The 19,008-nt window shown below is 69.7% G+C and carries 23 protein-coding genes and 1 pseudogene; 10 read left to right on the forward strand and 14 right to left on the reverse strand.

The features are described from left to right. The first annotated feature begins 28 nt into the window (after nt 1-28). Nucleotides 29-439, forward strand: a complete 411-nt coding sequence (locus OG205_RS18150; RefSeq protein WP_319973243.1) for a B-4DMT family transporter — start codon at nt 29-31, stop codon at nt 437-439. On the opposite strand, the gene OG205_RS18155 is transcribed toward OG205_RS18150, so the two are convergent. Beyond that, complete coding sequence (locus OG205_RS18155; protein ID WP_330277425.1) at nt 423-1,031, reverse strand: hypothetical protein; 609 nt, start codon at nt 1,029-1,031, stop codon at nt 423-425. The genes OG205_RS18150 and OG205_RS18155 overlap by 17 nt on opposite strands. A 40-nt stretch (nt 1,032-1,071) precedes the next feature. Further along, nucleotides 1,072-1,449, reverse strand: a complete 378-nt coding sequence (locus OG205_RS18160; protein ID WP_330277426.1) for a VOC family protein — start codon at nt 1,447-1,449, stop codon at nt 1,072-1,074. Between the two features lie 31 nt (nt 1,450-1,480). Between OG205_RS18160 and OG205_RS18165 the strand changes: the two genes are divergently transcribed. Further along, a complete protein-coding gene (locus OG205_RS18165) occupies nt 1,481-2,236 on the forward strand; it encodes a Long-chain-fatty-acid--CoA ligase (RefSeq protein WP_330277427.1) in 756 nt (251 codons plus the stop codon). 85 nt (nt 2,237-2,321) lie between these two features. Then, nucleotides 2,322-2,558 carry a hypothetical protein gene (locus OG205_RS18170; protein WP_330277428.1) on the forward strand — a complete coding sequence of 79 codons (237 nt, stop codon included), beginning with the start codon at nt 2,322-2,324 and terminating at the stop codon, nt 2,556-2,558. Here the strand turns inward: OG205_RS18170 and aroQ are convergent. From aroQ to OG205_RS18205, 7 genes are all read right to left on the reverse strand, one after another. After that, on the reverse strand, nt 2,519-2,947 hold the full coding sequence (aroQ, locus tag OG205_RS18175) for a type II 3-dehydroquinate dehydratase (protein WP_319973247.1): 429 nt from the start codon (nt 2,945-2,947) through the stop codon (nt 2,519-2,521). The genes OG205_RS18170 and aroQ overlap by 40 nt on opposite strands. After that, entirely contained in the window at nt 2,944-4,053 is a 1,110-nt protein-coding gene (gene aroB, locus OG205_RS18180) for a 3-dehydroquinate synthase (RefSeq protein WP_330277429.1), read from the reverse strand. Before aroB ends, aroQ begins: the two co-directional genes overlap by 4 nt. Next, nucleotides 4,050-4,556 (reverse strand): shikimate kinase, encoded by a 507-nt coding sequence (locus OG205_RS18185; protein WP_330277430.1) that lies wholly within the window; start codon nt 4,554-4,556, stop codon nt 4,050-4,052. Before OG205_RS18185 ends, aroB begins: the two co-directional genes overlap by 4 nt. Beyond that, the gene (gene aroC, locus OG205_RS18190; protein ID WP_330277431.1) at nt 4,553-5,752 is read right to left on the reverse strand and encodes a chorismate synthase; all 1,200 of its coding nucleotides are present in this window, start codon (nt 5,750-5,752) and stop codon (nt 4,553-4,555) included. Before aroC ends, OG205_RS18185 begins: the two co-directional genes overlap by 4 nt. Nucleotides 5,753-5,765: 13 nt before the next feature. Continuing rightward, entirely contained in the window at nt 5,766-6,218 is a 453-nt protein-coding gene (locus OG205_RS18195; protein WP_330277432.1) for an A24 family peptidase, read from the reverse strand. A gap of 119 nt (nt 6,219-6,337) precedes the next feature. Next, nucleotides 6,338-6,793 (reverse strand): PTS sugar transporter subunit IIA, encoded by a 456-nt coding sequence (locus tag OG205_RS18200; RefSeq protein ID WP_330277433.1) that lies wholly within the window; start codon nt 6,791-6,793, stop codon nt 6,338-6,340. Further along, nucleotides 6,790-7,026 carry a glucose PTS transporter subunit EIIB gene (locus tag OG205_RS18205; protein ID WP_093588084.1) on the reverse strand — a complete coding sequence of 79 codons (237 nt, stop codon included), beginning with the start codon at nt 7,024-7,026 and terminating at the stop codon, nt 6,790-6,792. The genes OG205_RS18200 and OG205_RS18205 overlap by 4 nt, the downstream gene beginning before the upstream one ends. Before the next feature lie 116 nt (nt 7,027-7,142). Between OG205_RS18205 and OG205_RS18210 the strand changes: the two genes are divergently transcribed. The 3 genes from OG205_RS18210 to OG205_RS18220 are packed head-to-tail and all read left to right on the forward strand — an operon-like array spanning nt 7,143 to nt 9,516. Then, on the forward strand, nt 7,143-7,898 hold the full coding sequence (locus OG205_RS18210) for a GntR family transcriptional regulator (RefSeq protein ID WP_330277434.1): 756 nt from the start codon (nt 7,143-7,145) through the stop codon (nt 7,896-7,898). Further along, nucleotides 7,895-9,220 carry a PTS transporter subunit EIIC gene (locus OG205_RS18215; protein WP_330277435.1) on the forward strand — a complete coding sequence of 442 codons (1,326 nt, stop codon included), beginning with the start codon at nt 7,895-7,897 and terminating at the stop codon, nt 9,218-9,220. Before OG205_RS18210 ends, OG205_RS18215 begins: the two co-directional genes overlap by 4 nt. Nucleotides 9,221-9,249: 29 nt before the next feature. Beyond that, the gene (locus OG205_RS18220; protein ID WP_330278183.1) at nt 9,250-9,516 is read left to right on the forward strand and encodes an HPr family phosphocarrier protein; all 267 of its coding nucleotides are present in this window, start codon (nt 9,250-9,252) and stop codon (nt 9,514-9,516) included. 198 nt (nt 9,517-9,714) lie between these two features. On the opposite strand, the pseudogene OG205_RS18225 reads toward OG205_RS18220, so the two are convergent. After that, nucleotides 9,715-10,251: pseudogene (locus OG205_RS18225) on the reverse strand (phosphatase PAP2 family protein); the annotation flags it as partial. Nucleotides 10,252-10,308: 57 nt separating this feature from the next. Here OG205_RS18225 and OG205_RS18230 point away from each other — a divergent pair. The 4 genes from OG205_RS18230 to OG205_RS18245 are packed head-to-tail and all read left to right on the forward strand — an operon-like array spanning nt 10,309 to nt 13,560. Further along, on the forward strand, nt 10,309-10,983 hold the full coding sequence (locus tag OG205_RS18230; RefSeq protein ID WP_330277436.1) for a response regulator transcription factor: 675 nt from the start codon (nt 10,309-10,311) through the stop codon (nt 10,981-10,983). Continuing rightward, nucleotides 10,980-12,326 (forward strand): sensor histidine kinase, encoded by a 1,347-nt coding sequence (locus tag OG205_RS18235; protein ID WP_330277437.1) that lies wholly within the window; start codon nt 10,980-10,982, stop codon nt 12,324-12,326. Before OG205_RS18230 ends, OG205_RS18235 begins: the two co-directional genes overlap by 4 nt. Beyond that, nucleotides 12,323-12,718: a hypothetical protein gene (locus OG205_RS18240; protein WP_319973257.1), complete on the forward strand. Its 396-nt coding sequence runs from the start codon at nt 12,323-12,325 to the stop codon at nt 12,716-12,718. The genes OG205_RS18235 and OG205_RS18240 overlap by 4 nt, the downstream gene beginning before the upstream one ends. Nucleotides 12,719-12,732: 14 nt before the next feature. Beyond that, entirely contained in the window at nt 12,733-13,560 is an 828-nt protein-coding gene (locus OG205_RS18245) for an SCO6745 family protein (RefSeq protein WP_330277438.1), read from the forward strand. A gap of 204 nt (nt 13,561-13,764) precedes the next feature. Here OG205_RS18245 and OG205_RS18250 read toward each other — a convergent pair whose 3' ends face one another. Genes OG205_RS18250 through alaS form a run of 4 tightly spaced genes read right to left on the reverse strand, consistent with a single transcriptional unit; the run spans nt 13,765 to nt 18,962 of the window. Continuing rightward, nucleotides 13,765-14,589 carry a shikimate dehydrogenase gene (locus OG205_RS18250; protein ID WP_330277439.1) on the reverse strand — a complete coding sequence of 275 codons (825 nt, stop codon included), beginning with the start codon at nt 14,587-14,589 and terminating at the stop codon, nt 13,765-13,767. 2 nt (nt 14,590-14,591) lie between these two features. Beyond that, complete coding sequence (mltG, locus tag OG205_RS18255) at nt 14,592-15,821, reverse strand: endolytic transglycosylase MltG (protein ID WP_330277440.1); 1,230 nt, start codon at nt 15,819-15,821, stop codon at nt 14,592-14,594. Next, nucleotides 15,818-16,306, reverse strand: coding sequence for a Holliday junction resolvase RuvX (gene ruvX / locus OG205_RS18260; protein ID WP_330277441.1), 489 nt, complete (start codon nt 16,304-16,306; stop codon nt 15,818-15,820). Before ruvX ends, mltG begins: the two co-directional genes overlap by 4 nt. Continuing rightward, entirely contained in the window at nt 16,293-18,962 is a 2,670-nt protein-coding gene (alaS, locus tag OG205_RS18265; RefSeq protein ID WP_330277442.1) for an alanine--tRNA ligase, read from the reverse strand. Before alaS ends, ruvX begins: the two co-directional genes overlap by 14 nt. Nucleotides 18,963-19,008 lie beyond the last annotated feature (46 nt).

Consider the following 19,008-nt stretch of genomic DNA (forward strand, 5'->3'; position numbering starts at 1 on the left):
AGCGTACGGCCAGTCCTAAGCTGTCCGCATGCGTCCTTGGTTCGTCCGTGCGTTGTGGATGGGGCTCCTGCACGGAGCCGTGCAGACCGGCGTGGCGGCCGTGGGCGTGCGCAGCCCCGAAGCCTCTTCGGTCCGCCCGATCGCGATCGGGCTGCTGATCGCCGCCGCGGTCATCTGGGGCGCCGTCGACACGGCGCGCGAGATGGACGGGCGCGGCATGCAGTGGTTCATCGCGGCGCTGATCGCGGGCCCGTTCGCGGGCGCGCTGGGTGTGATCGGGTCGGCGTTGCTGGTCGACCAGACCGGGCAGGAGGCGCTGTGGGTGGCGCTGACGGGCGGAGCGGCGTTCACGGCGTTGCTCGTGCTCGCGCCCGCCGGGCTGGGAATGCTGCTGGGCGGGTTCCTGGTCGGCAAGGACTCGGCTAGTCCGAGGAGCTGACGAGGAGCAGGTAGCGCGCAGAGCTGCTGAAGGTGCCCGACTCGCCCTTGACCAGCAGCTCGTGCTCACCAGGATTGAGCGGCGGGATCCACGCCCACAGTCCGCAACCCTGCGCCGGCACGCGTCCCTCGCGCTGCCCCACCACGTTGTCGGGCGCGGCCTGGTAGGTGATCGCGACCGGCGCGATCCGGCGCAGTTCCATCAGCTGCCCGTCGAGGGTCACCGAGCCCTTGGCCGCGGCCATGAACGTCGTGCAGTTCGCGTCCGTGGAGGCGAGGGTGATCGCGGGACCGGCGAGCGGGCGACCGGCAGGCACCCGGCACCTGCGGTCCACGGTGCCGCCGAACGTGCCGGCGAAGAACCACACGTCCTGCGGCTGGTTCTCCGCGCACCACTGCCCGGTGTCGTCGACCACGGGGTTGCGGTTCTCCGGACTCGACGCCGCCCACGTCCACCACTTCGCCTGCAGGTCCTGATCGGACAGCCGCTCGCCTCCGGCCGTCGTCGTCTCGCTGCTGACGGGCGCGGGCTCCGGCGCGGTGGCACAGCCGGCCAGGAGCAGTGCGAACGCGGCGATCCACAGTCTCGGCACGATCAGCATCTTGACACGTTCAGATGGTTACCAGGCGTCTTCAGGCGGCCACGAGCTCGATTTCGAAGCCGTCCTCGTTCTCCAGGAACGCCGCGTAGTGGTCCGCTCCTCCCGCGTGAGGATGCCTGTCCGCGAACATGAGTTTCCACCCGTGCGCCTCGGATTCCCGGGTCAGCCGGTCGACGTCCTCGCGGGTGCCGGCGTGCAGGGCGAGATGGTTGAGGCCCGCCTTCATCCGGTCGTGCGGGCCGGTCATGGCCGGGGACCGCTCGGCCACCACGTAGGTCTCGCCGAGCTTCCAGCTGACGCCGGCGCTCCAGCGCTGGTGCTCGGTCCAGCCCAGTTCGGTGAAGATCCACCCGAACGTGGCCTCGGCGCGGGCGAGATCAGGCACCCACAGTTCGACGTGATGCAGCATTCCGGGCTCCCCTGGCTCCTACGATCGGCTCGTGAAGATCGTCTCGAACGGCGGGCGGCCCGACCTCCAGGGCCCTGCCCAGGCCTCGCTCCGGGACGGCTGGCCACCGTTCGTCCTGCGCGGCCAGATCCCGGCGACCCACCGCGACGCCGTGGCGGAGTACTTCCCGCGCTACGACGTGCTGCTGCTCGATGACGACGACACGGTGCTCGCGCGGGCGACCGCGGTAGCGCTGAGCTGGAACGGCGAGACGCTGCCCGACGGTGGCTACGACGGTGCCCTGGTCGCGGCGGTCACCGAGCACGAGGCCGGGATCGGGCCGGACACCCTGTGCGTCGTGGCCGCGACCGTGCGAACGGACCGCACCGGAGGCGGGCTGGCGGGGAAGGTGCTCACCGGCCTGCGCGAACGGGCGGCGGACGACGGGCTCGCGCGGGTGATCGTGCCGGTCCGGCCGACGCTCAAGGCGACCTACCCGCTGACGCCGATGGAGGACTTCCAGCGGTGGACCCGCGAGGACGGCCTGCACCTCGACCCGTGGATCCGCACCCACCAGCGGCTCGGCGCCACGATCCTCGGACCGGCGCCCCGGTCGATGGTCGTGACCGGCACCGTCGCGCAGTGGGAGCGGTGGACGGGCATGGTGTTCCCGCAGACCGGCCGCTACGTCGTCGCGGGCGGGCTGGACCTCGTCAGGATCGACCGGGAGCGCGACCAGGGGCTCTACGAGGAGACGAACCTCTGGATGCGCCACCCGAATGCGGAATGTCCACTTATTGCTCGTTGATTGACGATCAGCTGGTGGCATCTGGCAGCGAGATCGCCGCTAGCGTCCTGGACATCCCACCGCGAATCCCGGACCGAGGGCGGTCATGACCGACAACTCCCGCACGCGCGACAACATCTCGGGCGACGTCCGGAGAGGAGGCGCGGTCGTGCAGGTGCACAACGTGAACGGGGATCTCCAGTTCACAACGACCGCGGCACGCCCGCGACTCGGCGCGAGCACCATCGAGCCTGTCGTCCTCGGCGCGACCGCGCTCACCGCCGTGGTCCTGCTGGGCTGGAGCTACCTCTTGAGCGCCAGCCAGCGCAGTGCCAGCAGGTAGCCCTCGACGCCCAGGCCCACGATCACGCCGCTCGCGACGGCCGAGATGACGCTGTGGTGCCGGAACTCCTCGCGCTGGTGGATGTTCGAGATGTGCACCTCGACCAGCGGCGCGGTGAGCTGCGAGCACGCGTCGCGGACCGCGATCGAGTAGTGCGTCCAGGCGGCGCCGTTGAGGACCACGGGGATCGAGGCGTCGGCGGCCTCGTGCAGCCACGCGACCATCTCGCCCTCGTGGGCGGTCTGGCGGACCTCGACCTCGAAGTTGAGTTCCTTGCCCTCGGCCACGCACAGGTCGACGAGGTCGGTGTAGGTGGTGCGGCCGTAGACGTCCGGCTCGCGGGTGCCGAGGCGGTCGAGGTTCGGACCGTTGAGGACGAGGACCCTCACAACAGCACCTTTCCGGAGCCGGTGGTCGGCTCGGCGGCGACGGCCGAGTAGGCGGCGGCGATCAGGGACGGGTCCGGGCCTTCGAGGCGGCCGGGCTTGGCGAGACCGTCGAGGACGACGAAGCGGAGCACGCCCGCCTTGTTCTTCTTGTCGACCTTCATGCCCTCCATGAGCTGCGGGAGGGCGTCCGGGTCGTAGGAGGTCGGCAGGCCGAGCAGCTGCAGCACGCGCTTGTGGCGGTCGGCCGTCTCGTCGTCCAGCCTGCCCGTGAGGCGGGCCAGTTCGGCGGCGAAGACGAGGCCCACGCTGATGGCGGCGCCGTGACGCCAGCGGTAGCGCTCGCGGCGTTCGATGGCGTGGCCGAGGGTGTGGCCGTAGTTCAGGATCTCGCGCAGGTTCGACTCGCGCAGGTCCGTGGTGACGACGTCGGCCTTGATCTGGATCTTGCGGCGGACCAGCTCGGCGAGCACCTCGCCGGTCGGGTCGAGGGCGAGCGCGGGGTCGGCCTCGATCAGGTCGAGGATGACCGGGTCGGCGATGAAGCCGCCCTTCACGATCTCGGCCATGCCGGCGATGAGTTCGTTGCGCGGCAGCGTTTCCAGCGTCGCGAGGTCGACGAAGATGGCGTCCGGCTCGTAGAACGTGCCGACGAGGTTCTTGCCGGCGTCGGTGTTGATGCCGGTCTTGCCGCCGACGGCCGCGTCGACCATGCCGAGCAGCGTCGTCGGGATGTTGACCAGCCGCACGCCGCGCATCCAGGTGGACGCGACGAAGCCCGCGAGGTCCGTGACCGCGCCGCCGCCCAGGCCCACGACGACGTCGGAGCGCGACAGGCCGATCTTGCCCAGCACGTCCCAGCAGAAGCCGGCGACGGCCAGGTCCTTGCCGTCCTCGGCGTCGGGGACCTCGACGCGGTGCGCGTCGACGCCCACCGCCTTGAGCTCGTCGACCAGCACCTTCGCCGTCTCGGCCAGCGTCGGCTGGTGGACGATCGCGATCTTCGCCGTGGTCTTGAGGAACTCGACGATGTCGCCGAGCAGGCCGCGGCCGATCACCACGTCGTAGGCCTTCTCCGCGGCGACCCGGATGCGCACGGGCTCGGTCATGCTTCAGCTCCCTCGATCACCGCGTCGGTGACCTGTTCCGGGTCCAGTGAATCCGTCAGGACCTCGATCGTCGCGACCTCGCGGTACAGCGGCAGGCGCGCGTCGAGCAGCGCCTTGAACGTGGCGCGCGGGTTGATGCCGGACAGCAACGGCCGCGAGGACGACAGCCCGGTGCGGCGCACGCCCTCGGCCATGCCCACGTTCAGGAACACGACGGTGTGCTCCTGAAGGCGCTCGCGGGTCGCCGCGGACAGCACGGCTCCCCCGCCCAGCGCCAGCACGCCCTCGTGCTCGACCAGCGCCTTGGCGACCGCTTCCTCTTCCATGGCACGGAAAACGGTCTCGCCGTCGTCGGTGAAGATGTCCGAGATGGGCTTGCCGGCCAGCGCGACGATGTCCGCGTCGGCGTCGCGGAACGGCAGGCCCAGGCGTGCCGCCAGCAGTTCGCTGACCGTGGTCTTGCCCGCGCCGGGCGGGCCGACCACGACGTAGCGCGGGCTCACATGCCCTCCCAGCGGGCTTCCAGGGCCTTGAGGTACGCGTGGGCGTTGCGGCGCGTCTCGTCGAGCGAGTCGCCGCCGAACTTCTCCAGCGCGGCCTCGGCCAGCACCAGCGCCACCACGGACTCCAGCACGACACCGGCGCGCGGCACGGCGCAGACGTCCGAACGCTGGTGGATCGCGGTGGCGGCCTCACCGGTGCGAACGTCCACAGTGGCCAGTGCGCGCGGGACCGTCGAGATGGGCTTCATCGCCACGCGGACCCGCAGGATCTCGCCGTTGGTGATGCCGCCCTCGAGGCCACCGGCGCGGTTCGAGCGGCGCGTCACGCCGACCGGGCCGCTGCCGCGGTCGATCTCGTCGTGCGCCTGCGAACCCCAGCGCTGGGCCGAGGTGAAGCCGTCGCCGATCTCCACGCCCTTCATGGCCTGCACGCCCATGAGAGCGGCGGCCAGGCGCGCGTCGAGGCGGCGGTCCCAGTGCACGTGCGAGCCCAGGCCCGGCGGCAGTCCGTAGACGAGCACCTCGATCACGCCACCGACGGTGTCGGCGGCCTTCTGCACGGCCTCCACCTCGGCGACCATCGCGTCGGTGCCGCGGGCGTCGAAGCAGCGCACCGGCGACTCGTCGATCGCGGGCAGGTCGTCCGGCGTCGGCAGCGCGGAGTCCTCGGGCGTCACGGCCTTGCCGATGGACACCACGTGGCTGAGGATCTGCACGCCGAGCAACTGCTGCAGGAACTGCCGTGCAACCGTGCCCAGCGCCGTGCGGGCGGCCGTCTCCCTGGCGGAGGCGCGCTCCAGCACCGGACGGGCCTCGTCGAAGCCGAACTTCTGCATGCCCGGCAGGTCGGCGTGACCGGGGCGCGGGCGGGTGAGGGCCTCGTTGCGGCCTGTCGTCTTGAGCAGGCTCGGGTCGACCGGGTCCGGCGACATGACCGTCTGCCACTTGGGCCACTCGGAGTTGCCGATCGTGACCGCGACCGGACCGCCCTGGGTCTTGCCGTGGCGCACGCCGCCGAGGATCTCGACCTCGTCCTGCTCGAAGCCCATGCGGGGCGAGCGACCGAAACCGAGCCTGCGGCGCCCGAGCTGGGCGACCAGGTCCTCGGTGGTCACCTCCACTCCGGCGGGCATGCCCTCCAGGACGGCGACGAGAGCGGGGCCGTGTGACTCTCCAGCGGTGATCCAGCGCAGCACGTTCACAATCCTTTCACAGCGTCGTCAACGCCCAGGTGGCGGCCAGCAGCCCCGGTCCGTGCGGCACGGCACGGCTGCGTCTGAACGCGGCGACGACGAGCGTGACCGCGCTGGACAGGATCGCCGCAGGTAAGAGGGACGGCAGCGGGAGCACCGCGCCGAGGCCGAACGCGAGCTTGACGTCCCCGCCGCCCATGAGCGCGGGCCGGAAGCGCCGGACGGCGAGATGCGCGCCACCGAAGACGAGCGCCGAGAGCACCGCCGCTCCCAGCCCGTGGAACTGCAGGAGCAACAGCGCGGCGCCCAACGGGAGGGTCAGCGCGTCCGGCAACCGGTGGTGCCGCAGATCGATCATGGCGAGCACGATGCCGAACCAGGCCAGCAGGAACGACGAGGGTGGAGCGTCCAGGACGGCGGCGACCGTCCACAGGGAACCCAGCGCAGACGCGAGCAGGACCGTGGTCATGACACCACGGTCCTGCTCGGCACGACCTGGCACAAATTTCGGCCTGTCGTGAACGGTCCGTTCACGCACAGGCTTCACGGTGCCTCAGAAAGGGCTGGGAGAACGCCCGGAACAGCGGTTCAGCGAGACCAGTCGAACAGGGTGTCGTTCGCCGCCACGTCGGCGTCCAGCGCGAGGTCGGCCAGCACCTCGGCGGACGCGTCCAGCGCGATCACCGGGCAGATCGGCGCGAACCCGGCCGCCTCGACCTCGGCCGGGTCCCACGTCACGATCCGCTGACCGGCCTGCACCTGCTCGCCCTTGACGACGTGCAGCTCGAAGCCCTCGCCCTTGCGCTTCACGGTGTCGATGCCGAGGTGGACCAGGATGGCCGCCCCGTCACCGTTGGCGACCACGAACGCGTGCGGGTGCAGCGTCACGATGGTCCCGTCGAGCGGCGAAACCACATCGGACTTCGATCGAAGCGGCTCGACGGCCACGCCGGGGCCGACCATCGCCTCGGCGAAGACCTGGTCCGGAACCGCGGAGAGCGCGACCACCCGGCCTGCGACCGGGCTGCCGACGCGGAGGCTCACAGGAGGTCCTCGATGTCCGACGCGATGGTGTCCGCCTCGGGTCCGACGACGACCTGGACGACGTTGCCGGAGCGCATGACTCCGTGTGCTCCCAACGCCTTCAGGGCCTTCTCGTCCACGACGGAACCGTCCTCGAGCTCACACCGCAGACGGGTGATGCAGGGCTCGATCTCGACGATGTTGTCCCGTCCGCCCAGCGCGGCGAGGATCTTCTGAGCCTTCTCGTCAGCCACGTTCGTACCTCTCGTTCCCGTAACAGCGGTTGACACCCGCTCGGTGCGCGGAGCATTCTCCCGCACCAACTGGTCTAGACCGGAAAGTACCACTAGCGACGAGGGAGGTGAGTCGAGTGAACGAGATCGTGGACGGGCCCAAGCCCAAGCACGCGCAGTTGCGGGAGATCCTGCGACGGCTGGCCGAGCAGGAACTCGCTCCCGGCTCACCCATTCCGTCGGAGCGCGACCTCGCCGAGCGGTACGGAGTCTCTCGAATCACCGTGCGGGCCGCGGTCGGCCAGCTGGTCGCGGAAGGCCTGCTCACGCGGGCCAAGGGACGCGGGACGTTCACCGCCAAGCGGCGCTACGACCTGCAGCTCTTCCTGGCCTCGTTCACCTCGGACATGAAGGCGCGCGGGGTCGAACCCAGCACCGAGGTGATCAGCTGCGCCCAGGCGGCACCGGGCTCGAAGGCCTCACTGGGCCTGGAGGCCGACGAGTACGCGTACCGCGTCGTGCGGCTGCGCAAGGCCGACGGGGCACCGTTGGCGCTCGAGGCCGGCTGGTACAGCCCGCACATGCTTCCCGAGCTCGACCGATGTGACCTGACCGGATCGATCTACGAGATCATCGCGACCCGGTACGGAATTCAGCTCGACCACGCGCGGCAGACCGTGTGGGCCGAGACCGCCGACGCGGAGACCGCGAAGGCGCTCGACGTCCGCAAGGGCAGCCCGCTCCTCGTGTTCAGGAGGGTCGCCAGCTCCGACGGGCGGCCCTGCGAAGACGTGACCTCCTGGTACCGGGGCGATCTCTACCAGGTGACCATGCAACTGGACCGGACCGTCCCGGGTTCCGGACCTAACTCCGCCAAGGGAGGTACCAAATGAGCGCCAGCGCCCCAGAGGCGACAGGCGGTCGCGGGTTCAAGGGCCTGGCCGGTATGCAGCGATTCGGCCGCAGCCTCATGCTGCCGATCGCCTCACTGCCCGCCGCCGCGATTCTTCTGCGTTTCGGTCAGCCTGACCTGCTCGGCAAGGACGGCCTGGGCTGGAACAAGGTCGCCGCCGTCATCGGCGGTGCGGGCGACGCCCTGTTCAGCAACCTGCCGTTGCTGTTCGCCGTGGGTGTGGCCATCGGCTTCGCCCGCCGTGGTGACGGTTCGACCGCACTCTCCGCCGTGGTCGGCTTCGTCGTCACCCAGGCCGTGTTCAAGGCCATGTCTCCGATGGTGCTTCCTCTCGCCGAGGATCCCGCCAAGCAGGAGCAGATCAACTACTCGGTGCTCACGGGCATCGTGGTCGGCCTGATCTCCGCCGTTCTGTGGCAGAAGTACCACCGCATCAAGCTGCCGCCGTACCTGGCGTTCTTCGGTGGCCGTCGCTTCGTGCCGATCATCGTCGCGGCCGTCATGATCCCGGTCGCGGTCGTCATGGGCCTCATCTACCCGTGGTTCGACAAGGGTCTGACCGCGGTCGGCGAGGCCGTCTCCGGCAGCACGATCCTCGGCGCCGGCGTCTACGGCGTGATCAACCGCCTGCTCATCCCGCTGGGTCTGCACCACATCCCGAACACGTTCATGTGGCAGGTCTTCGGCGAGTACCAGGTGGACGGCGCCACCAAGACCGGTGACATCCCGAGGTTCTTCGCGGGCGACCCGACCGCCGGCACGTTCATGAGCGGCTTCTTCCCGATCTTCATGTTCGCGCTCCCCGCGGCCGCGCTGGCGATCATCCACACCGCCAAGCCGTCGCAGAAGAAGATCATCGCCGGCATCATGGGCTCGGCCGCGCTCACCTCGTTCATCACGGGTGTCACCGAGCCGCTCGAGTTCGCGTTCATGTTCGTCGCGTGGCCGCTGTACGTCATCCACGCGTTCCTCACCGGCACGTCGCTGGCGATCACCAACGCGCTGGGTGTGCACGACGGTTTCGGCTTCTCCGCGGGTGTGATCGACTACCTGCTCAACTTCAACATCGCGACGAGGCCGTTGCTGATCATCCCGATCGGTCTCGTCTACGCGGCCATCTACTACTTCCTGTTCCGCTTCGTCATCACGAAGTGGAACCTGAAGACGCCCGGCCGCGAAGATGACGAGTCGCCGGAGGCCGACGAGAGTGTCGTCGGCAGCAGCGGTGACACCGCCGTGCGCGAGACTGCGGTGCGCGACACCGCGGTGCGCGAGAAGCGCGCCACGAACGAACAGCAGTAGCACAACCAGTTCTACCGGGAGGAACCATCATGGCCGAGCGACGGGTCACCGTGGCCAGCAAGGTCGGACTGCACGCCCGGCCTGCCGCACTGCTGGCGAAGGCCGCCGCCGACCAACCGGTGACGGTCACCATCAGCAAGGACGGCGGCGAAGCCGTTGACGCGGCGAGTGTCCTGGGACTCATGACCCTGGGCGCTATGCATGGTGACGAGGTGGTGCTCAGCGCCGATGGGGACGGAGCGGATGCCGCTCTGGACGCCATCGCCGAACTGATCACCACCGATCACGACGAGTGAGCCGGGTCGTGAGTGGTCCTGGTCGCCCCGATGACCGAGACCACTCACGACCCACCCGAAGTGCAGCACGACACCCGCGGTCACGACGCCGGCCAAGGTCGGCGGCGTGGCCTGCGGGTAGCTCACCATCAGCCAGACCCCGCCCACGGCCAGCACGGGCGGCACGACAAGTCCCGCGGTCCACTTGCGCAGCAACAGGAACGCGAGCGTCGAGACCAGCAGAGCCGCGCCGAGCGTGTCGCTGAACCGGTGCCAGCCGAGCGACACCGTCTCCGCCGCGACCGCCCCCGCGCCGATCGCCCCCGGCACCGCCACGACCAGCGCGAACCGCTTGGGCACCGCCATCGTCACCGCGATCACCGACGCCACCGCGGCCGTCGTGTGTCCACTCGGGAAGCTGTTGTGCACCAGCACGGCGTCGTCGTCCAGCGGCGGCCGCACCAGCACGTAGAGCTTCAGCACCTGCGCGCCCAGCACCGAGCCGCCGAGCAGCAGCAACGGTGTCAGCGACTTCTTGCGTGCGAGGAGAATCACGAGGACAGCGGCGACGAGGATCGCCATGTCCACGTTGGACGCCCACGAGCGTTGGAGCGACAACTCGGGCAACGCGGCGTTCTCCGCCTTCTGCCCGAACGACGTCCACACCAGCGCGAAGTACGTGAAGAGGAATCCCAGCAAGCTTCCGGCCATGTCTTCGAGAGTCCGCGCGCCGCTCCATGGGAACGTCCACGGCATGTCATGGTTCCGCTACAGAAGCGGCGCCGATGCCGTCTCCTGCCGATAATGGATCTCGTGGCGATGGTCTTGCTGGTCGAGGACGACCCCGCGGTGCGTGAAGGACTCGGACTGGCGTTGCGCCGGCAGGGACACGACGTCCGGGCGGCGGGAACGGGCGAGGAAGGCGTCGAGAGACTGCGCGAGTCCCGCCCCGACATCGTGGTCCTCGACATCATGCTGCCCGGCATCGACGGCTTCGAGACGTGCCGCCGGATGCGCACGCACGCCGAGGTGCCGATCATCATGCTCACCGCGCGCGGCGACGACTTCGACGTGGTCGCGGGCCTGGAGGCGGGCGCGGACGACTACGTGGTCAAGCCCGTCGAACCGCGCGTGCTGGAGGCCCGCATCCGCGCCGTGCTGCGGCGGACCGTCGCCGAGCCGTCCAGCCTCGAACGCCACGGCTCGCTGGTGATCGATCGGGCAGGCCTGCAGGTGCTCAAGAACGACGTGAAGGTCGCGCTGACCCCGACCGAGCTGAAGCTGCTGCTCGAACTCTCCCGCACCCCCGGCCGCGTGCTGACCCGCCAGCAGATCCTCGAAGCCGTCTGGGAGCACGACTACCTCGGCGACTCGCGGCTCGTCGACGCGTGCGTGCAGCGGTTGCGCGCGAAGATCGAGGACGTGCCCTCCGACCCCGGCTACGTCCACACCGTGCGCGGCTTCGGTTACCGCTTCGGCCCACGATGAGGTCGTTGTTCCGCGGCCTGCGCCCGAGGCTCATGGCCGCGTTCCTGCTCCTCACGGTGCTGGGCGCGGTGGGAGCCGCGGGCGCCTCTTATGCGACCGCCCGCACGTTGCTGCTCGCGGACGCGCAGGACAACTTCATGAACCCGCTCGTGCACGACGTCCGCGACTACGCGCCCCGGCTGACCGTGCCACCGGCGCAGCGGGACCTGGACGAGTTCGGCACGTACCTGCGCGGCTCGGGGGTCGTGCTGTACGAGGGCCTGCGCTCCAGCACCGGTCCCGATCCGGCGTTCATCCCCGCCGAGATGCGCGAGCTGCTCAAGACGAGCAGGACGACCCTCTGGCAGCGCCGCACCGACCTGACCGACCCGTACGTCGTCATCGGCATCCCGCTGCTGCGCGCGGACGGCAATCCGACCGGCGTGGAGGTGTGGTCGCTGCTGTACCTGAGAGGCCCCCAGACCGCCATCGACAGCTTCTCGACCGCCGCCTGGGTGGGCGTCAGCCTGGTGCTGCCCCTGGCGCTGGGGCTCGCGCTCTTCACCGCCCGCGGCGTGCTGCGTCCCGTCCGCCGCCTCGGCACCGCCGCCCGAGCACTGGGGTCCGGCCGGCTGGACACCCGCGTCGACGATCGCGGCTCGGACGAACTCGCCGACCTGGCGCGCACGTTCAACCGCGCCGCCGAACAGCTGGAAGCCTCCCAGGCCGCGTCCCGCCGCTTCGTCGCCGACGTGTCCCACGAACTCCGCACGCCGCTGACCGCGATGAACGCCGTGACCGCCGTCCTGGACGAGGACGCGGACACGTTGCCGCCCGACACGGCCGTCGCGGCCAGGCTGGTGTCGGCCGAGACCCGCAAGCTCACCCGCCTGGTCAACGACCTGATGGAGATCTCCCGCTTCGACGAGGGCCGCAACCTGCTGGAACTGGACGACTGGGACATCGGCACGGCGGTCCGCGACACGCTGGCCGCCCGCGGCTGGGCCGCGTCCGTCCAGGCCTACCTGCCCGAGGGCGTGGTGGGCCGGGTGGACCGCCGCCGGCTGGACGTCATCGTGGCCAACCTGGTGGGCAACGCGCTCAAGCACGGCGGCGTGCCGGTGCGCGTCAGCGTGCGGCCGGGTGTGATCGAGGTGTCCGACCGCGGCCCCGGTATCTCGCCTGAGGCCCTGCCTCACATCTTCGACCGCTTCTACAAGGCAGACACGGCCCGCTCCCGTTCCGAGGGCAGCGGACTGGGATTGGCGATCGCATGGGAGAACGCACGCCTGCACGGCGGCACCATCGAAGCGGCCAACGCGCCCTCGGGTGGCGCGGTCTTCACCTTGCGCTTGCCCTGGTGACCCTCACGGCCTGCGGCATCCGCCCGACCTCGATCCTCACCGGGGCCGAGGCGCCGACGGTCTCGTCGCACACGCTGACCATCTACCTCGTGACGCCGCAGCGGGACGGCCTGGTGCGCCGGACCCGCGACTACACCGGCACCGTCGACATCACGACGGCCATGAACGTGCTGCTGGCCGGGCTCACCGACGAGGAGAAGAAGCTCGGCCTGGTGACCGAGCTGCCCACCACGAACGACAAGGCGGTCGCCGTGCTGAACGTGATCGTGATGCCGGAGGGCATCGAGCCGCCGACGTCCAAGTGGGCGGTGTTCCAGGTGCACTGCACGGCGCTGGCGAGCCGCGCGAAGGTCGCGGGAGTCGAGTCGCTCCCCGACGAGAACTGCCCGTAGGCATCATGTCGGTCATGGCTCACACCGCCCGTCGCATGGTCGAGCTCCTGGAGCCGATCTGCCTGGTGACCTTCTTCGCTCGCGAGTGCGGCGAGGAGCTGGCCGCACTCGGCCACCGCACCTACTGGGACGGCTACTTCGCGAGCCGTGCCGCGCCGCTGGGACGGGTGCCGGCGGAGGTCGTGCACGCGGCGTTCTACAACTTCGCCGACGGCGAGGCCGCGCGGCACATCCCGAGCGCGTGGGAGACGATCCCGCCCGAGGCGTCGGTCGCCGCACGGGAACGGGGCAGCGCGGCCTCCCTGCGGCGGATCCTCGGCGAGCAGCTGGCCGGCTCCCCCGGATTGGTGCGCGCCGCCGACCTGACCACCAAGGCCGCGACGAGCGCGCCGCTGGAAGGTCGGGTGATGTACGCCGCCATGCGCACTCTTCCGGTGCCCAGCGACCCGGTCGCCCGCCTGTGGCACTCCGCGACCCTGCTGCGCGAGCACCGCGGTGACGGGCACATCGTCGCTCTCGTCGGCGCACGGATCGGCGGCACCGAGGCCCACGTGCTCTCCGCGCTCGCGATGGGCATCCACCCGGCGGAGACGTTCGGGCGCATCCACCACCTGCCGAAGAAGCGACTGGCCGCGGTCATGGGCGGTTTGCGCGAACGCGGTCTCCTCGACGCAGAAGGCCACTTCACTGACGCCGGTCGCGAGACCCAGCAAGGCATCGAGGCCCTCACCGACGAACTCGCCGCGCCTCCCTACGACGCCCTCTCCCCCGCCGAACTCGACGAGCTGGTCGCCGAGCTCGGCCCCATCACCGCGAAGCTGGTCGCCGCGGGATCGCAGTGACGTCAACGGATCGTCCTGGAAAGAGGCGGGACGCAACGGCGGCCGTAGGCCGTGCGTCCCACCGACCGGCCCTCCCAAGGTGAGGAACACCGGCATGCGATGGCTCCGGCCGAGTGGCACATCGCCCGCAGCCAACGAGTCAGCCGTAGGCAACCACGGGCCCCGCGCACACCGGAATCGAACAGGCCAAGATCAAGACGAAAGTTACGCGCGGGCGCGGGCCGTCAGCGCGGCGTCGAGCGCCAACCGCATGACGTCCTGCGGCGCGGACTTCCCGGTGAACTGCTCCACCTGTCCGAAAGCCTGGTGCAGCAACATGTCCAGCCCGGTGGCCAGCCGCGTCCCGGACGCCTCCACGGCCGCGGCGACCGGCGTGGGCCACGGGTGGTAGATCACGTCCAGCACGTAGGGCGCACGGGCCAGGTCGGCGGCCAGCGGCACGGTGGCCTCGGCGGGCACCGTCGACACCACCACGTCCGACGCGCCGGCCAGCATACCTAGGTCCACAGAGGACAGTTCCAGGACCTCGACGGTGACGCCGACCCTGGACGCGGTCTCCAGGGCCTCTCCCGCACGAGAAAGATCGCGCACTACAAGGGAAGCGGAGGTGATTCCGAGCGCGGCGAACCCGGCCAGGGCGGCCGTCGCCGTGCCACCGGCGCCGAGCACCAGGCCGTGCGAACCGCTGGAGAAGCCCTTCTCCCGCAACGCGCCGACCACGCCGTCCACATCGGTGCAGTCGGCGTGCCACTCGGAACCGTTGCGCACCAACGTGTTCGCCGCCCCCACCGCCGAAGCCCGCGGGGTCACGACGGACGCGAACGCCAGCGCGGCGCGTTTGGTGGGCATCGTGCACGAGAGGCCGACCCACTCCGGCCCCAGAGAGGCGACCAGAGCGGGAACTTCGGCCTCGGAGCACTCCAGGCGCGTGTACTCCCAGTCGAGGCCCAAAGCGGCGTACGCGGCGTTGTGCAGCACAGGAGAAAGGGAGTGCTCGATCGGCGAACCGATCACCGCGGCCTTGCGCACCACTAGTAGACGCCGTCCCTCTGTGCCTTTTGGTCGTTCGCGTTGTGCTCGTCGAACGTGTTCGCGAAGCACGACGTGCCGTCCGTCTGGCACTTCACGAAGTACAGGATGTCGCCGCCCTCCGGCTTGATCGCGGCGGCGATCGCCTGCTGCGACGGCGAGCCGATCGGGGTCGGCGTCAGACCCTGGTTGATGTAGGTGTTGTACGGCCCGTTCGCATCGCGGTCCGCGTCGGACGTGCGGATGTGGGGCTGGTTGTTCTTGTAGTTGATGGTCGAGTCGAACTGCAGGGCCATCGGCTTCGGCTTCACCTTGAAGCGGTTGTAGATGACCTGCGAGACCTTCGAGAAGTCCTTCTCGATGGCCTCCTTCTCGATCAGCGAGGCGATGACCAGGACCTCGTAGGGACGGAAGCCGGTGTTCAGGGTGCCGCCGGGGATGCCGGCGCCCTGCAGCTTCTGGGCAGAGGACACGACGACGCCGCGGATCAGCTCGACCGCGCTGACACCCGGTTTGACCTGGTAGACGCCGCGCATGATCAGGCCTTCGAGGCGGTGCTGCGGCTCGGCACGTTTCACGTCGGCGAGTGCCCAGTCCGGAACGCCGAGGGCGACCGGGTCGGTCTGCTCCGCGGCGGCCTTGATCTCGTCGCCGGTCAGGCACACCTTGGCGCCGTCCTTCTCCGTGCAGCTCGCGTCGGCCAGCAGGGAGTAGATGCCCTTGACGGTCTTGCCGTTGGCCTGGATGTCGGTGAGCTTGAGGCCACCGACGACCTGGACGGCCGGGACGCGCGTCTTCGGGTCGATCATGCGGGCCACCGCGTTCTGGCCCGACATCTTCGTCTTCATCAGGTAGAAGCCTGGCTGGATCGACGTCACGCGGGCGTCGGTCTTGCTGGCTTCGGTGAAGGCGCGCGCGGAGGCGATGACGCCGTTGTCGTACAGGGTCGACGCGATCTTGCTGACCACGTCGCCGTCCTGGACCTCGACGATGGCGTCGGCCTCACCGGTACCGGCGAAGTCGTCGAACGAGCCGATGCCGCGCAGCTCGCGGTAACCGTAGTAGGCACCGCCCATGCCGACGGCGAGAATCAGCGCCACGACGAGCCACAGGACCGTCTTCTTGCGCTTCTTCGCCTTGGCACGGGCGTTGTCCCGGCTGCGGTCACGCTTCAGCGGGCGTCGCTCGTCCACTTCGGGGTCGGTGAACAACCCGAGATCGTCGCCGCTCACACCTCGTCCTTTCGGGCGGACACAACCCGTGCCCGTGCGTCCAGCCAAGACTGCAGGATCTCGACAGCGGCGGCCTGGTCGACCACGGCACGCTGCTTCTTGCCCTTCACACCGCGCTGTGCCAGCACTCGGCTCACCACAACCGTCGTCAGTCGTTCGTCGCTCAGGCGCACCGGCACCGGGGCGATGCGGCCGGCCAGGGCCGCAGCGTACGCGGTCGCCGCCTCCGCTGCGGGGCCGTGCCGACCGGCCAATGTCTTGGGTAAGCCGACCACGACCTCTACGACGTCATGTTCGGCCACGAGACGTACGAGCTCGGTGAGGTCCGAGCCGCGCTTCTCGTCACGCTGCAGGGTAACCAGCGGAGTCGCCAGAAATGCCGATGGATCGCTGAGGGATACACCCACGCGAACCGATCCGACGTCGACGCCGAGCCTCCTGCCGAGGCCCGGGTCGCCGACATCAGTGGAATCAGCGCTGTTCAAGCACCTTGTCCAGTTCGTTGGTGAGGTTCGTGATGGCGTCGGGAACGCCGGCCGGGTTGGTACCGCCGCCCTGGGCCAGGTCCGGCTTGCCGCCACCACGGGCGGCGATGGCCGGGCCGAACACCGGGACGAGCTTGCCGGCGGCGAGACCCAGGTCGCGGGCGGCGGCCGTGGTGGCCACCACGAAGCTGACCTTGTCGCCGTCGACCGAGAACAGGGCCACCACACCGGGCCTGTTGCCCAGGCGGTTGCGGACCTCGCCGCCGAGGGTGCGCAGGTCGTTGCCCGACACGCCCTCCAGGCCCAGGGCCACGAGCGACAGCCCGCGGATGTCCAGAGCCTTGTCGGCGAGGGCGCCGGCGTTGCCCAGCAGTTCGGCGGCGCGGACCTTCTCGAGCTCCTTCTCGGCGGACTTCAGGCGCTCGACGAGCGACTCGATCCGCTCGGGCAGGCCCTCGGAGCCGACCTTGAGCATGTCGGAGAGGTTCTGCACGATGGCGCGTTCCTTGGCGAGGAACCGCATGGCCTCGATGCCGACGTAGGCCTCCAGGCGGCGCACGCCGGAACCGACGGAAGACTCACCCAGCAGGGTGATCGGGCCGATCTGCGACGAGTGCTCGACGTGGGTGCCACCGCACAGCTCACGAGACCACTCGCCACCGATCTCGATGACGCGCACGGTCTCGTCGTAGGTCTCGCCGAACAGGGCGACGGCACCCAGCTCCTGGGCACCGGCCATGTCCGTGTAGACGATGCTGACCGGCAGGTCCCTGCGCACGGCGAGGTTCGAGACCTCTTCGATCTCGCTCTTGGCCTCGGTGGACAGGCCACCGGTCCAGGCGAAGTCGAGACGCAGGTAGCCGGGCTTGTTGTACGAACCGCTCTGCAGGGCCGACGGGCCGAGCACGTGACGCAGGGCGGCGTGCACGACGTGCGTGCCCGAGTGCCCCTGGCGGGCACCGACGCGCCATTCCGGGTCGACGCGGGCCTCGACGTGCTCGCCCTCGCTGACCTCACCGGACTTCACGCGCACCTGGTGCACCCACAGCTTGCGGGCGACCTTCTGCACGTCGAGCACTTCCAGCTCGGCGTTGGCCGTGACGATCGTGCCGGCGTCGGACTCCTGGCCACCGGACTCGGCGTAGAGCGGCGTGCGGTCCAGCACGACCTCGACGATGTCGCCCTCGCGAGCCGACTTCACCCGAGCGCCGTTGTGCACGATGCCGCGCAGCGTGGCCTCGGAGGCGAGCTCGGTGTAGCCGGTGAACTCGGTCGGGCCCTGCTCCAGCAGCTCGCGGTACACCGACTGGTCGCCGTGGCCGGTCTTCTTGCCGGCGGCGTCGGCCTTGGCGCGGGCGCGCTGCTCGGCCATCAGCTTGCGGAACCCGTCCTCGTCCACGGACAGGCCGGCCTCGGAGGCCATCTCCAGCGTGAGGTCGATCGGGAAGCCGTACGTGTCGTGCAGCTGGAAGGCCTTGTCACCGGGCAGCGTGGCGCGGCCGTCGGACTTCACCTCGGCGGCAGCGCCCTCGAAGATCCGCGAACCGGCGTCGAGCGTGCGCAGGAACGTGTCCTCCTCGGCCTTGAGCACCTGCTGGATGCGGGCGAACCCGCTGACCAGCTCGGGGTAGGCCTCGCCCATCGAGTCGCGGACGACCTCGGCGAACTGCTGCAGCACCGGCTCGTTCACGCCGAGAAGGCGCGACGAACGGACGATGCGGCGCAGCAGACGGCGCAGGACGTACCCGCGGGCCTCGTTGCCGGGCGTGACACCGTCGCCGACCAGCAGCACACCGCTGCGGGCGTGGTCGGCGATCACGCGGAAGCGGATGTCGTCGACCTCGTTGGCGCCGTACTTGCGGCCGGAGAGCTCCTCGGCCTTGGTGATGACGGCGCGGACCAGGTCGGTCTCGTAGACGTTGTCGACGCCCTGCAGCAGGTAGGCGACGCGTTCGACGCCCATGCCGGTGTCGATGTTCTTCGACGGCAGCTCACCGATGACCGGGTAGTCCTTCTTGGCACCACCCTCGCCGCGGATGTTCTGCATGAAGACGAGGTTCCAGATCTCCAGGTACCTGTCCTCGTCGACTACCGGGCCGCCCTCCTTGCCGTACTCGGGGCCGCGGTCGTAGTAGATCTCCGAGCACGGGCCGCACGGGCCGGGGACGCCCATCGACCAGAAGTTGTCCTCGACGCCGCGGCGCTGGATGCGCTCCAGCGGCATGCCGGCGACCTTCTGCCACAGCTCGATGGCCTCGTCGTCGGTCTCGTAGACCGTGACCCAGATGCGCTCGGGGTCGAAGCCGTAGCCGCCGGCGTCCTGGGAGTTGGTGATCAGCTCCCAGGCCAGCCGGATGGCGTCTTCCTTGAAGTAGTCGCCGAGCGAGAAGTTGCCGGCCATCTGGAAGAACGTGAGGTGGCGGGTGGTCTTGCCGACCTCGTCGATGTCGGGGGTGCGCACGCACTTCTGGATGCTCGTCATCCGCGGGGCGGGCGGCGGGGCCTCGCCGAGGAAGTACGGCTTGAACGGCACCATGCCGGCGTTGACGAACAGCAGGTTGGGGTCGTCGAGCAGCAGCGAGGCGCTGGGGATGTACTTGTGCCCGGCCTTCTCGAAGTGCTCGCGGAAACGCTTGATGATCTCGTGGGTCTGCACGGGAAGTTCCTAAGTGTGTTGCTGGGGACAGTCAGGGCATGGTCAC

This window comes from Lentzea sp. NBC_00516, assembly GCF_036346835.1.
Lineage (GTDB): Bacteria > Actinomycetota > Actinomycetes > Mycobacteriales > Pseudonocardiaceae > Lentzea > Lentzea sokolovensis.

Bases quoted from the DNA above. Each gene is read 5' to 3' on its own strand.
- OG205_RS18150 (WP_319973243.1), top strand. From the start codon at position 29: ATGCGTCCTTGGTTCGTCCGTGCGTTGTGGATGGGGCTCCTGCACGGA.
- OG205_RS18160 (WP_330277426.1), bottom strand. From the start codon at position 1,449: ATGCTGCATCACGTCGAACTGTGGGTGCCTGATCTCGCCCGCGCCGAG.
- OG205_RS18170 (WP_330277428.1), top strand. From the start codon at position 2,322: ATGACCGACAACTCCCGCACGCGCGACAACATCTCGGGCGACGTCCGG.
- aroB (WP_330277429.1), bottom strand. From the start codon at position 4,053: ATGACCGAGCCCGTGCGCATCCGGGTCGCCGCGGAGAAGGCCTACGAC.
- OG205_RS18195 (WP_330277432.1), bottom strand. From the start codon at position 6,218: ATGACCACGGTCCTGCTCGCGTCTGCGCTGGGTTCCCTGTGGACGGTC.
- OG205_RS18215 (WP_330277435.1), top strand. From the start codon at position 7,895: ATGAGCGCCAGCGCCCCAGAGGCGACAGGCGGTCGCGGGTTCAAGGGC.
- OG205_RS18220 (WP_330278183.1), top strand. From the start codon at position 9,250: ATGGCCGAGCGACGGGTCACCGTGGCCAGCAAGGTCGGACTGCACGCC.
- OG205_RS18235 (WP_330277437.1), top strand. From the start codon at position 10,980: ATGAGGTCGTTGTTCCGCGGCCTGCGCCCGAGGCTCATGGCCGCGTTC.
- OG205_RS18245 (WP_330277438.1), top strand. From the start codon at position 12,733: ATGGCTCACACCGCCCGTCGCATGGTCGAGCTCCTGGAGCCGATCTGC.